This is a genomic window from Flavobacterium collinsii (assembly GCF_946903285.1).
In the GTDB taxonomy this organism is placed as follows: Bacteria; Bacteroidota; Bacteroidia; order Flavobacteriales; family Flavobacteriaceae; genus Flavobacterium; species Flavobacterium collinsii.
Window position 1 is genome coordinate 1,965,590 of record NZ_OX336425.1, and the last position, 13,190, is coordinate 1,978,779.

Annotated in this window: 9 protein-coding genes; 1 reads left to right on the forward strand and 8 read right to left on the reverse strand. The window is 36.6% G+C overall.

Annotation, left to right across the window (positions count from 1 at the left end):
• Nucleotides 1-2 precede the first annotated feature (2 nt).
• Together OGZ34_RS08615 and map are read right to left on the reverse strand one after the other, a co-directional pair.
• The gene (locus OGZ34_RS08615) at nt 3-428 is read right to left on the reverse strand and encodes a GxxExxY protein (protein WP_263362761.1); all 426 of its coding nucleotides are present in this window, start codon (nt 426-428) and stop codon (nt 3-5) included.
• Nucleotides 429-499: 71 nt separating this feature from the next.
• Nucleotides 500-1,318, reverse strand: coding sequence for a type I methionyl aminopeptidase (gene map / locus OGZ34_RS08620; protein WP_263362762.1), 819 nt, complete (start codon nt 1,316-1,318; stop codon nt 500-502).
• A 293-nt stretch (nt 1,319-1,611) separates the two neighbouring features.
• On the opposite strand from map, the gene OGZ34_RS08625 reads away from it, so the two are divergent.
• Complete coding sequence (locus OGZ34_RS08625) at nt 1,612-2,865, forward strand: DUF445 domain-containing protein (RefSeq protein WP_263362763.1); 1,254 nt, start codon at nt 1,612-1,614, stop codon at nt 2,863-2,865.
• A gap of 329 nt (nt 2,866-3,194) precedes the next feature.
• Here the strand turns inward: OGZ34_RS08625 and OGZ34_RS08630 are convergent, their stop codons facing one another.
• The 6 genes from OGZ34_RS08630 to OGZ34_RS08655 all read right to left on the reverse strand — a co-directional run bounded on the left by OGZ34_RS08630 (nt 3,195) and on the right by OGZ34_RS08655 (nt 13,101).
• Entirely contained in the window at nt 3,195-4,583 is a 1,389-nt protein-coding gene (locus OGZ34_RS08630) for a TolC family protein (RefSeq protein WP_263362764.1), read from the reverse strand.
• The gene (locus tag OGZ34_RS08635; protein WP_173965517.1) at nt 4,583-5,929 is read right to left on the reverse strand and encodes an HlyD family secretion protein; all 1,347 of its coding nucleotides are present in this window, start codon (nt 5,927-5,929) and stop codon (nt 4,583-4,585) included. The genes OGZ34_RS08630 and OGZ34_RS08635 overlap by 1 nt, the downstream gene beginning before the upstream one ends.
• Nucleotides 5,930-5,932: 3 nt before the next feature.
• Nucleotides 5,933-7,600: a peptidase domain-containing ABC transporter gene (locus OGZ34_RS08640; protein ID WP_173965518.1), complete on the reverse strand. Its 1,668-nt coding sequence runs from the start codon at nt 7,598-7,600 to the stop codon at nt 5,933-5,935.
• 17 nt (nt 7,601-7,617) lie between these two features.
• Nucleotides 7,618-8,289, reverse strand: coding sequence for a TetR/AcrR family transcriptional regulator (locus tag OGZ34_RS08645; RefSeq protein WP_173965519.1), 672 nt, complete (start codon nt 8,287-8,289; stop codon nt 7,618-7,620).
• 728 nt (nt 8,290-9,017) lie between these two features.
• Nucleotides 9,018-10,535: a 2,3-bisphosphoglycerate-independent phosphoglycerate mutase gene (gene gpmI, locus OGZ34_RS08650; RefSeq protein ID WP_263362765.1), complete on the reverse strand. Its 1,518-nt coding sequence runs from the start codon at nt 10,533-10,535 to the stop codon at nt 9,018-9,020.
• Nucleotides 10,536-10,674: 139 nt separating this feature from the next.
• On the reverse strand, nt 10,675-13,101 hold the full coding sequence (locus OGZ34_RS08655) for a carbohydrate binding family 9 domain-containing protein (protein ID WP_263362766.1): 2,427 nt from the start codon (nt 13,099-13,101) through the stop codon (nt 10,675-10,677).
• Nucleotides 13,102-13,190: the final 89 nt, after the last annotated feature.

Below are 13,190 nucleotides of genomic sequence, written 5' to 3' on the forward strand. Positions count from 1 at the left end.
TTTCACAAAGGAGGCGCAAAGCTTCCCAAAGTGTTTATAAATCTTTTGATGTTGTTTTTTAAAATTTTTGAATGAAAATTAATAAGAAGGCCTAATGGGTAATTGCCAAGTTTTAAATAGGTTAAGATTTGAGCAACATGTACATCTGTAAAAGCTTCAACAGTTTTTAATTCAATTACAATTTTATTTTCAATTAATAAATCAATTCTATAGCCATGATCCAGTTGTATCTCTTTATAGATTATGGGCAGTGCTTTTTGCTTTTCGACAATCAAACCAGAATTTACAATTTCATAGTACAAACATTCCTGATAAGCTGATTCCAATAAACCAGGCCCAAGCTGTTTGTGAACTTCAATAGCAAGTCCGATTATTTTGTAGCTAATTGCATCTAATTTCTCGCGAGATTCTGTGTTTTCTTCATACATCTTCAAAGGCTTGTAATAAATAATTTTGTGAATCTTGGCGTATATCTTTGTGAATCTCTGCGGAATAACTGTTACAGAATCAACGGCACTTTTCGGAATTCATCTTCTTCGTTGCTTTCGATTCCTAAAGCTTTATAGATGTATTGGAAAGTAGATAATAACTCTGGTTTTCCTTCAATTAAAGCCACGTCATGCTCGAAATGCGCACTCGGTTTTCCATCAGCAGTTGTAATAGTCCAGCCGTCTTTATGTTGTTTGATATTTCTTGTACCCATATTGATCATTGGCTCAATTGCAACAACCATTCCTTCTACAAAAAGTTTTCCACGGCCGCGTTTTCCGTAATTTGGCATTTCAGGTTCTTCGTGCATTTTTTGCCCTAAACCGTGTCCTACCAATTCGCGAACCACTCCGTAACCGTGACCTTCGGTGTATTTCTGAATCGCATTTCCAACATCTTCCACGCGATTTCCGGCTTTAAATTCTTTGATTCCTACGTAAAGAGATTCTTTCGTTACTTTGAGAAGCTTTTTAACTTCAGGAGCAACTTCTCCAATTTCGAAACTATAGGCGTGATCACCGTGGTATCCATTTTTGAATGCACCACAATCTACAGAAATAACGTCACCGCTTTTCAGGGGTGTATTGTTCGGAATTCCGTGTACAACCTGAGAGTTAGGACTCATACATAGCGAATTTGGGAAATCATACAATCCCAAAAAACTCGGAACAGCACCGTGATCACGGATGAATTCTTCAGCTAGTTTGTCCAGGTATAATGTGGTTACTCCTTCTTTAATTTCAGAAGCAATCATTCCTAATGTTTTAGATACGATCAAAGCACTTTCGCGCATTAATTCGATTTCTTCACGTGATTTTACAATAATCATAATTTCGGATTTTCAGTTCGCAAAAGTACAAATTTTAATATTATTTTTTTATTTAAAATTTTTTGCCACGAATTTCACGAATTGTGATGAATGACAGGTATTTAAAAGTTAGCCACGAATTTCACGAATTTTCACAAATTAGATTGCGTTTAAATATTTAGGATTTAGCGAATCAATATGTATGCGTAAAGTTTAAAAATAGAAATTCGTGAATTCGTGGCGATCAGACAATTAATAGGAATTAATAGTTCACAGAAAAAACGTAAATTAGTAAGGATTAAAATCAATTAATTATGGAAACGTCTGTAGATTATGAAAATATATCCAAAAGAAAAGCTTTAAAACGGATGAAACGGAATGCATTGGCGCTTTTAGGCTTTGCAGTAGTTTTATTTATTATAGCGGTTTATTTTAAGATTCCAATGCTTCAGGCTTTTAGTGAGGCAGCAATGGTAGGGGGAATTGCAGACTGGTTTGCTGTGGTGGCTTTGTTTCGTCATCCACTGGGAATCCCGATTTGGCATACTGCAATTATTCCGACCAAGAAAAACGAAATAGGTGAAAACTTAGGGAATTTCGTTTCAGAAGAATTTCTGAATCGGGAAAAACTCGAAATAAAACTGGAAGAGTTTAATTTCGCAACAAAAGCTTCCGATTGGCTTTCACAGTCTGAAAATGCTAATAAAATTGCCAGTGTAGTAGCTTTAAATATTATTCCGGGAGTTTTAAAAACGATAAAAGATGAAGATATCAAACGATTTATTCAAACTCAGTTCAAAGAAAAACTAGAGGCTGTCAATTTTGGCGATTGGGTAGCGCTGGCGTTAGAGCCTTTGCAGAAAGGGAAGGTGAAGGATGAGCTGCTGACCAACGTGCTTAATGTTATGAGTACAGAACTTAGTAATAATAAAGACCTGATTCGGAAAAAAGTAAAAGAGTCAACCCCGTTTCTGAGTTTTGGTCTGGCCGATAAAAGCATTACGGAAGGCGTTTTTAATGGGCTTGCTGATTTCCTTAACGAAGCAAAACATCCCGGAAGCGCGATCAGACTTAAAATAGACGAATATGTTTATGACTTTTTAGATAAGGTAAAGAATTCAGAGGAGATGAGGGTAAAGATCAATACCATGATTCTGAGTTTTGCCGGCAAAAAAGAGGTTCAGGATTATGTTAACGGAATTTGGGACGAAATAAAAGAATCGATTTCAACTGATCTGAAAAAAGGTGATGAGTCGTCGATTAAGAAAAGTATTTCGGGCTTAATTCAGGGTTTCGGAAACGGAATAAAAGAAGATGCAGTTATGATTGACAAAATCAATAATTTCATCAAGAATGATTTGCTTTCTATTCTTCTGAATAATAAAAAAGTGATAGGAGATTTAATTTCCTCTACGGTAAAAAGCTGGGACGGAAAAGAAGTTTCGGAAAAACTAGAACTGGAAATCGGTAAAGATTTGCAATACATCCGAATCAACGGGACGCTGGTAGGAGGTCTTATCGGACTCGTGATTTATACCGTCGAGTGGACATATCATTATTTGGTTTAGCCTGTTGGATGTGATTTATAGGTATTCTTTTCTGGCGTATAAGGAGCTGTGCTTCTGTGTGGTAAAAGTTTTTCTCGCAGATTAAACGAATTAAAAAGATTTAAAGAAATCTGCCTAATCTGCTAAATCTGTGGGAGAAAAATAGTCAAAATAAATATATTTCGCCTGCATAGCTCTCTGCGTTTTATTTAAAGTGAAACGCCTTTTTTACAGCTGTAAAACCTATGTTTCTATGCGTTAAAGTAATGACGCCGAATTTAATCTTATGAGTGATCTATCCTTATTTAAAGAAACGCTTTACTAGTTAGATCACTCCTAAGATTTAAAAATTATTCGGGATTGGCCATGATTTTGAATAGCTCTGAGTTGGAGATATAAAATCTGTTTTCCAGAGCGATTGAAGCCAGTTTTGCACTAACAAGGCTATTCTCCCTCGTATTGATAAGAAACAAAGAGCTTTCTCCAAAAGAGAATAATCGTTCTTCTGAGGTTAACATAGCGACGTTGTTTTCTACTAAATCTTTAGCCAGTTTTTTTTGTTTAATCAGTGAATTGATTTCTACTTTTTGTGCAGTGATCTTGTTGGTCAGCTGTGTTCGTTCCAGAGCCAATGCAAATTCATTTTCCTGAAGTTTGTATTTGGCTAGTTTTAGACTTCCGCGTTCTTTTCTAAGAAACAAAGGGAAGTAAAACTCTAAACCAAACTTGTAATCGTCAAATTTATATTTGTCAACATATCTGGGTTCAGACAAATAGGAGTACCCCACATTTATTTTAGGCAGCAACATGTTTTGCTTCAGGTCTTTTTCAACCTTTAGCATGTCAATTTTATTCTGTAATGCATTTAATTTCGGATGCGCTTCTAAGTTTGTATCCCTTTGCAGAAGATCGTTTGTTTTTAAAGTTTCCTGCAAGGTTGATTCGAGTGCTGTTTCCGGCACAAGCTCGTCTGAAATTTCCAACGGAATATTGTTTTCCAGCCACATAAAATTTGACAATTCGAGTTTGGCTTTTGTTAGTTTTAATTTAGAATCTTCAAGGCTTAAGGCTCTGTTTTTTACAATAATCCCAGCCTCAATGCTATCTATAGCCGGTTTGTCTCCCTGAGTGATGAGGGTTTTTATGCCTTCCAGACGAATTTCGGCATTCTTACTGTACATTTCGTAAAGTTTCATTTCTTCAAAATTCTTCTTCCAATTGAAATAGGCAAGCGATGCATCATATAGAATACTAACGGCCTGAAGTTTTCGCTCCGATTCACTTAGTTTGATCTGAATTTTAGCTTTTCGAACATCTGCCATTCTTTGGTTGATAAACAATCCCTGTCCAAGCGGAACACTGATGCCAAAAGAAGTTAAACCCTGATTGGGTGTTGTGTTCTCCGGATTAAGATAAACCCCTTCGTTATTGTCGAATCCTGCTTTAAGTTCAATTCCATACCAGGTAGGGATTTTAAAACTGCTGTTTAGAATCGAATAATATTCTTTGTCTTTAAATTGTTTTTGGCTAAAATCTACTTCGATTTTTGGATCAAAACCACCACGAGCCATCATTAGATTGGCTTGTGCCTTGCTTACTTCCAAATTAGCATTTTTAACCAATGGGTGGTACTTTTTTACATATCCCAAAAACTCATTGTAGGTGAGTTCTTTTGAGAAAGGCTGCTGGCCAAAAACGGCACAGCCCAAGAAAAGAAAAGCGATAAGTATTGGTCTCATTATTTTTTTTCTTTAGTTACTTTTTGAGCGCTTTTGTAATAATTAGGAGGGAATCCGTTTAGAGTTCTCCAGATTTCGAACCAAATAGGCACAGTGTCTAACAACGCAATCGTTTGGGCGCCGGAACCAATGCTTAATTGTTTTGGCCATTTGGTCTCGTTAGGATCCGGAGCGATCAAAATTCGGTACTTACCATTATCGCTAATAAAGTTTTCTATCGCCACAACTGTACCTCCAAAAGTTCCGTAGGACATATCCGGCCATCCTGAAAAGACAATGGTAGGCCATCCGTCAAACCAAACACGTACTTTTTCTCCTTTTCTGATCAAAGGCAGGTCAATTGGACTGATGTAGGTTTCTACTGCAATATCGTAATGAGAAGGCATTATCGTTACAATTGGTGTTCCCTCTTTTATTGTTTCACCTAAACCTGCCTGTAAAGCGCGGTTGATATAACCGTCCTGCACCGCTTTGATGTAGTACATACCATTACGTAAGCTGTAATTGGCATATTGATTTTCGAGTTTGCTCACCTGTGCTTCAGTGTCAAATTTATTGCTCAGTGTTGTAAACTGGTCGCTTCTTGCTTTGGCTACTTTTTCACCGTACTCCGCCGTAATTCTGTTAATCTCCACTTTGGCGTTGATGTACTCATTTTTACTGGTCAGGTATTTGTTTTCCTGTGTGATGATTTTAGCATCAACATCTTGTAGTTTTAAACGTTTTTCCTCCACATCCGTAAGCGGTTTCAATCCTTCTTTGTTTAATTGTACCGAACGGTTGTATTGAGTGTTGGCAATTCGCAGCTGTGTTTTTACGGCAATCAGATCGATACTGTCGCTTTTTATTTTTAAAAGAGATTGTTTGACTTTGTTTCTGGCTTGTTCCAGTTTTAGTCTTTTTTCATTTTCGATAGCTTGAATTTGTCCCGAAAGTGTTGTTACTTTTTCGCCATACGATTCCAAAGAGTTTTTCTTGGCATCTACCTGATTTTTGGTATTTTCAACCAAATTAGGATCCATATAATCTTCTTTGATCTCAGAAATAAACAGAATCGTGTCTCCTTTTTTAACGAAATCTCCTTCCTGTACGTACCATTTTTCAATACGTCCCGAAATCACACTCTGGATCGATTGTGGCCTTTGGTTGGGTTTTAAAGTGGTTACTGACCCTGAACCCGAAATGTTTTGCGTCCACGGCAATAAAAGCGCAATGATTCCTAAAATGGAAGATGCAATGATGATTCGGTTTAGAATTTTATAGTGTGGCCTGTTGCTTAAGTTTCTTACAGTCTCATAGCGATCAAGCGGCTGTAATTTTGTTTTATTGTCAGAGATATTTAACATGGCTTATTTGTTTTTTTGATCCAGTATAATTTGACCGTTTTGCATTGTAATTTTTCGTGTCGATTTAGTTTTCCAATATGGATTTTTGGAAGAAACGATGATGGTCCATTTGTTCTTTTCAGAAGTAATAAAATCTATAATTTCATTGGCAACATTTTCGTCCATAGTATCCGTTGGATCTTCATAAAAAAGTACTCTTGGTTTGTGAATAATACTTCTGGCCAAAAGAATTTTTTGAGCATTAGAAGATGATAGTTGTTTTCCTTCAGGATGAATATGGGTGTTCAGACCTTTGGGCAACAATTTTATTAGCGGACTAAGCTGAACGCCATCCAGTGCCCATTTCAGATCTTCGGTACTTATCAAAGGATCGTTAAAAGTGATGTTTTCTAGAATTGTCCCGTCAAATGGTGTTTCATTGTGAATGATACTGCCAATCTGCGAGCGATATTGTTTCAGATTTATTTTTCTAAAAGTATCATCATTGATATAAAAAGCTCCCGAACTTTGTCTTAATAAACCGGATAATACCCTGATAAGAGTTGTTTTTCCTGATCCGTTTTCACCCTCAATGACAATTTTTTCACCCTGATCGATTTTTAATGAAATGGAATCTAAGGCATTCGTTGGAGAATCCGGAAATTTGAATTTTAAGTTCTCTGTTTCTAAAGAGATGCTGTTGTAACAATGATCATTTAAGGAATCAGACTCGGAGTTCTCCTCTAAAGCTAAATCAGTCACCTGTCCAATTTTCTCCACAGAAGTTAAAACATCGTAGAAGCTCTCCAATCCAAGGATGATTTTTTCTACCGATGTAATCACCAGTAAAATGATGATTTCTGCGGCAACAAACTGCCCGATATTCATTTCCTGACTCAGCACAAGATAACCTCCAATTGAGAGTAAACTTGCGGTAATAATGACTTTGAAAATAATCAATTGGGTAAATTGTTTTTTGATTACGCTAAAGTGTTTCTCTCTGTAATTAAGGTAACCCGCTACGATTGAATTGTTTTTTTGAAGCGCAAAATCATAATTCAGTTCATTGCGGAAACTAAAATTATTACGAGCCATTTCCTGTAACCAGCCTGCCACTTTGTATTTGAATTTGGATTCTTTTAAACTGGTCTCTAAACCTGATTTATACGAAAATTTGAAAATAAAGTATAAAAGGAGGAACAATAAAAGTCCGAACACAATAAAGTAAGGATGGTATAGGGAGAGCAGAATAATTCCGAAGGTAATCTGAAGTAAAGCAGCTGAAAAATCGGTTAGTAATTTTGAAGTTCCTTTTTGAATTGTAAGTGTGTCAAAAAAGCGATTTGTTAGTTCCGGCGGATAAGTACCGTACAATTCTTCTGATTTTATTTTAGGCAGACGGGCTGCAAATTCAAAAGAAGCACGTACGAAGATTTTTTGCTGTAAGTTTTCTGTAATACGCAATTGCATGAACGACAGCACACCAACAAGAGCCACACCACCCACTACAAGTATAATAAGTACAATCCAGGAAACACTAACTCTTCCGGATTGTATAAAAGTAATAATGGCCTGAATTCCCAATGGAAGTGATAAACTGACTAATCCGGCAAAAATGGCATAGAAAAAAATCTGGTAAATGTCTTTTTTGTCCAGTTCTAGTAAATGGTAAAATCTTTTTAAAGGAGTCATACTGTTTTTTATTATAATTAGCGCAAAACGTTTTCTGCAAGGTTTAGGTAAAATTGAGTGGTCGTAACCGTTTCATTACAATCTGTAATTGTTTTTAAATGATCCGTTAGAAAATGCTGATGTAAACTTCCTTCAACAATAGTTGAAACCAGTGATTTAGCAAATGGATAATCGGGATTCACTTCCTTTACAATGGAAACAACTCGATTGATAACCCTTTTGTAAATGACAAAGAAGCCTTCTTTATTCTCCTGATCGACTTCTTTTGTGTGGAGCGTTTTGGTGAATTCGGCAATTATGATTCTGTTTAAAATGGCTTCATTAATATGCTCGGTTGAAGTATCGTCTGTTATTTTTTCGGTAACTATGGTGATGGCTTTTTTTAGTTTTTCCTGCTTGTCTGCGATATTCGTAGTCGTAAAAACTAGTTTGTATTCCATCCAGCTCCAATACCATGAAGACAGGTAGACCAAAAGTTTGTGTTTGTTTTCAAAATAACGATAAATCGAACTTTCGTTTGAACCTATTTTTTCGCCTAATTTTTTAAATGTAAAATTATCAAAACCAATATCGTCAATTAGAAGAATACTCTGTTCAATTATTTTTTTTCCCAACGCAGATGTTTCCGGATCTTTTACATAGATCTTTTCGTTGACTTGCATTTTTATATTTGATAGTATAATTTGCATAAAAAAATATTTTTCATGCAAAGATAATAGTATTACTATTGATTAAGAAATTTTAACTCTTATTTATGCTAATTTTTTTTTAGTATTCAGTCGCAGTCTCAGTATTCAGCCTCGGTATTCAGTCACGGTATTCAGTCACGGTCTCAGTCACAATATTCAGTTTCATTCCCGTTTTAAAATAGCAAACCCGACAGATTTTTAAAAATCTGCCGGGATTATTTATTTTGAAGATCCAATACTATCGCAACTCAGACTGAAAACTGCGACCGAATACTGCGACTATTCAGTCACGGTCTCAGTCACAATATTCAGTTTCATTCCCGTTTTAAAATAGCAAACCCGACAGATTTTTAAAAACCTGCCGGGATTATTTATTTTGAAGATCCAATACTATCGCAACTCAGACTGAAAACTGCGACCGAATACTGCGACTATTCAGTCACGGTCTCAGTCACAATATTCAGTTTCATTCCTGTTTTAAAATAGCAAACCCGACAGATTTTTAAAAACCTGCGGGATTATTTATTTTGAAGATCCAATACTATCGCAACTCAGACTGAAAACTGCGACCGAATACTGCGACTATTCAGTCACGGTCTCAGTCACAATATTCAGTTTCATTCCCGTTTTAAAATAGCAAACCCGACAGATTTTTAAAAACCTGCCGGGATTATTTATTTTGAGGATCCAATACTATGGAAACTCAGACTGAAAACTGCGACTGAATACTATAACAATGAATGGCAAGTCATAGCGTTGGGTTGCTGTATGCCCATTAACTCCAGAATAGTAGGAGCGATGTCGCCCAGTACCCCATTTTGAATATTTTTCAGCTCTTTGTCTACTAAAATAATCGGCACCGGATTAGTTGTGTGTGCTGTATTTGGACTTCCGTCAGGATTAATCATCGTTTCGCAATTTCCGTGATCGGCAATAACAATTGTAGTGTAATTGTTGGCAAGAGCAGCTTCGATAACCTCTTTTACGCAGGCATCTACCGCTTCGCAGGCTTTAATTGCGGCACTCATGATTCCGGTATGCCCCACCATGTCGCCATTGGCAAAATTTAAGCAAACGAAATCTACCTCACCTTTGTTCAATTCAGGAACCAGAGCATCTTTTAATTCAAAGGCACTCATTTCCGGCTGTAGATCGTAAGTGGCTACTTTTGGAGAATTTCTTAAAATACGAGATTCTCCTTCAAATGGTGTTTCTCTTCCTCCGGAGAAGAAAAAGGTAACGTGCGGATATTTCTCGGTTTCGGCAATACGAATTTGTTTTTTACCTGCTTTTTCCAAAACCTCGCCAAGAGTTTCCGTGATATTGTCTTTGTTGTAAACTACTTTTACGTTTTGATACGTTTCGTCGTAGTTGGTAAGCGTCACATAATACAGGTTTAATTTGTGCATGTTTTGCTCGTGGAAGTCCTGCTGTGAAAGCGCTTCTGTAAGTTCACGACCTCTGTCGGTTCTAAAGTTAAAGAAGATAACCACATCACCTTCAACGATTGTTGCTAATGGTTTTTCCTGTTCGTCAACCATTACGATTGGTGCGATAAACTCATCGGTAACATCATGTGCATAACTGTCAAGGGCACTTGCTACTGCATTTTTAGAGGGAGTTCCTAAGCCATTAACCACTAGGTCGTAAGCGAGTTTTACACGTTCCCATCGTTTGTCACGATCCATTGCGTAATAACGGCCAACGATTGAAGCAATTTTTACAGGAGTATCTTTAATGTGTTCTTCTAAATCCTGGATGTATTTTGCCCCTGATTTAGGATCAACATCACGTCCATCCGTAAAAGCATGAACAAAAACATTCTCCAGACCGTATTCCTGTGAAGTATCAATTAATCCGCGTAAGTGTGAGGTATGAGAGTGAACACCCCCATCAGAAACTAATCCTAAAAAGTGAACTTTTTTATTGTTTTCTTTAGCATAAGTAAAAGCATCAATAAGTACTTGTTCTTTTGCTAGTGTTTGATGTGCTACGGCTAAGTTTATTTTGGCTAAATCCTGGTATACAATTCTTCCGGCACCAAGATTCATGTGACCCACTTCACTGTTTCCCATTTGGCCTTCAGGTAAACCAACATTTAATCCGTCAGTACGAAGTTGTGCGCTTGGGTAATTTTTGTAAAGGCTATTTATAAAAGGAACATTTGCATTGTCTATTGCAGATACTTTAGGGTCAGGAGATTTTCCCCAACCGTCTAAAATCATAAGGATAACTTTCTTGTTCATTAGTTTTTGTTTTTTACAAAGATAAGTCATTTCTAAAATGGACAAGAAAGCACGGTGACAATTATGGTTAATAAAATGAAGCGTATTAAAAAATAATAATTTAGTTAAAGAACCCTAAAAATTTTAAAATTAATTCACACTAGGCTCTTTTTCTGATCTTATTTTTGACAGCATTATAGTCTATAAAATATTTCACACTTACTGAAAAGATGTGTTTTAATGCCTGATTGTTCAGTAAATCGGCTATGTTGTGTTTAAAGTCTTTGTTGATAATGCGTTCAAAATTAGCGCCATTGTTGCGATACAAAACCGAAAGCTGACTGCCCGGGGCAAACCACCAGGAATAGGATAAATCAGTATTCCAGGAATAAAAACTGGAGTTTTTGTTTTTGGTATATTGCGGATAAGGGGTTAAGGTTCCGTCTTCCTGAAGTTCAAGTATATTTTTGTTTTCGGCATACGACCAATATTGTCTCACGGCGAGGTTGAGCGTCATGGCACTGTTTAAAGCATATTTTCCGCTCAGACTGTTCGAATAGGTGATGACGTTTCGATTGGCAAAAACAATTGTTTCAGGAGTGCTGCCAATGTTGTCGTCGTCAAAATCGTCAATATAGCCTTTGTTGTTGTTTCTTCGCAGGAAACTAAAACTATAGATCATCAAAAGTTTGTCGTTAAAGCGATATCTTGGTCCGGCGTCTACACCATAAGCCATCCTTCCTTCTTCATCAGCAAAAATCACAAATGGATTTAAATCCAAAGCAAATTTCTTGTTGTAATTGGTTGAAACACTTCCCCAAAGTTCTATTTTTCTTGGAATGATAACATATCGGTTTTCTGCTCTCGGTTCGTAATAATCATGTGACTTTAAGGGGAAAAGGTCGATCCCGGCACCGTAAAAATTATTTTTTAAGGTAGAAAGCTTGACTTCAGTACTGATCCTGTTTTCCTGAACTTTCCCCGATTCTTTGTTGAATTCGGTATACATATCATAGTCAACTCTAAAAGTATTAAAAACCTTTGTTGGGTTAAGAATGCGATAGTTTCCATTTCCGTAGATGTTGTAATAGTTGGTGTAAAAGTTAATTCCTAAATCGTTAGGGTCAAAATCTTTGGAAACATAATCTGAGCCAATGCTGTAACGATAGTTTCCGGTGGTTTCGGCAAAACGAATGGTGCTGAAGACGCCGTTCTTGTCTTCGGTATTATTAATCAAACTGTATTTTACATTGCCTGATAAACTGTAAGTGTTGGCTTTGGTTCTTAAATCCCAAGCCAGTCCGGTCACATTAGCATCCCTGTAATGTCCATTTCGGGTCACGTTGGTATTGATAAGAGTAACAGAAGAATTTTTGCGGAATCGCTGGTCTAAAACTAGTACATTATAATTGGTGAGAGGTTCTGCGACTTCGCGTCTTGTTTTACCTGAAATAGTATCTTGTATAGTGGTAAAGGTTTGTTCGGTAACGGCATTTAAAATTCCAATTCCCAATCCTTTTTTCGTTCTTCCGGAGATTTTTAAAGCATTAATCAGATTTACATTCTGAACTTCTTCAATTATTTTTTCATCGTCTTTTAAAGTGATTTCTATTGAAGGTTTGCCACCAATCCTTCTGGAATAAAACATATTACCTTTGTTAAACAAGTCGGTTCCTTCTGTAAAAAAGGCCCTGTTTTCGTTAAATTGCTGCTCAAAAGGTCCTAAGTTTAAAATTTGATCGTCGTATTTGGTTTGTCCAAAATCCGGAATTAGAATGGCATCAAGCGTAAAAGCATCGTTTATTCCGTACTTAATATCCATTCCGCCCTTTAAAGTGGCGAACGTTTTTTGACTGTCGGATGCATTTAAATAATAAGAAGCATATGGCATAAAAAACAATCGGGTAGGAGGTTTGATATTGATTATTCCTTCCAGATTACCGTTTTGTTGGGTAAACGTTCCTATTTTGGTATCAATCAAATTCCAGGTGTATTTTTTACGTTCCCGTCTGATCTCTCTGAAGAAGTTAATTCCCCAGGTTTGTTTGTCTTCCCCAGAAAAACGCAAGGCAGCATACGGAATTTTTATTTCGACCGCCCAGCCTTTGTCATTCAGCACCGCTTTACTGATCCATACAGCATCCCATGAATAATCCTCGCCATTGGCATCTGTCATGATACAGTCACCCTGAACATCAGCCGCTGAAACAAAAAACTGAAAATTTTGCTGACCGTCGTTAAAACCATTTATAAAGACTCCAAACAAATCGGCTGTTCCGAAATTGTCACGCTGTGAAATCTCCTTCAAAACCTTATTGGGATCATCATACAGCAGTGCAGCAATATAAATCGCGTCATTGTTGTACAGAACTCTAACCTCAGTCTTTTGATTGTCCGGAATAGGTTTACCGTTATCGGGTTGGTACATTACAAAATCTGAAGCGGGTGTAACATTTTTCCAAGCCGGTTCGTCAATTTTTCCATCAATTAAAATATTTTCCTTAGTCAATTGAGCTTGCAGGATTTTCTTTTGGGCATAACCCCAAAAAGAAAAGAAAAGGAAGCTAATAAAAACTAATTTTTTCATGCGGTTTTAAGAATCGAAAAATGGATGTAATGGCTTTTGTTAATAGACCCGATTTTTTTTAAAATGTTACAGTTTTAATTGAAATAAAT

Coding starts and splice junctions, on each gene's coding strand:
- OGZ34_RS08615 (WP_263362761.1), bottom strand. CDS start 428: ATGTATGAAGAAAACACAGAATCTCGCGAGAAATTAGATGCAATTAGC.
- map (WP_263362762.1), bottom strand. CDS start 1,318: ATGATTATTGTAAAATCACGTGAAGAAATCGAATTAATGCGCGAAAGT.
- OGZ34_RS08625 (WP_263362763.1), top strand. CDS start 1,612: ATGGAAACGTCTGTAGATTATGAAAATATATCCAAAAGAAAAGCTTTA.
- OGZ34_RS08630 (WP_263362764.1), bottom strand. CDS start 4,583: ATGAGACCAATACTTATCGCTTTTCTTTTCTTGGGCTGTGCCGTTTTT.
- OGZ34_RS08635 (WP_173965517.1), bottom strand. CDS start 5,929: ATGTTAAATATCTCTGACAATAAAACAAAATTACAGCCGCTTGATCGC.
- OGZ34_RS08640 (WP_173965518.1), bottom strand. CDS start 7,600: ATGACTCCTTTAAAAAGATTTTACCATTTACTAGAACTGGACAAAAAA.
- OGZ34_RS08645 (WP_173965519.1), bottom strand. CDS start 8,289: ATGCAAATTATACTATCAAATATAAAAATGCAAGTCAACGAAAAGATC.
- gpmI (WP_263362765.1), bottom strand. CDS start 10,535: ATGAACAAGAAAGTTATCCTTATGATTTTAGACGGTTGGGGAAAATCT.
- OGZ34_RS08655 (WP_263362766.1), bottom strand. CDS start 13,101: ATGAAAAAATTAGTTTTTATTAGCTTCCTTTTCTTTTCTTTTTGGGGT.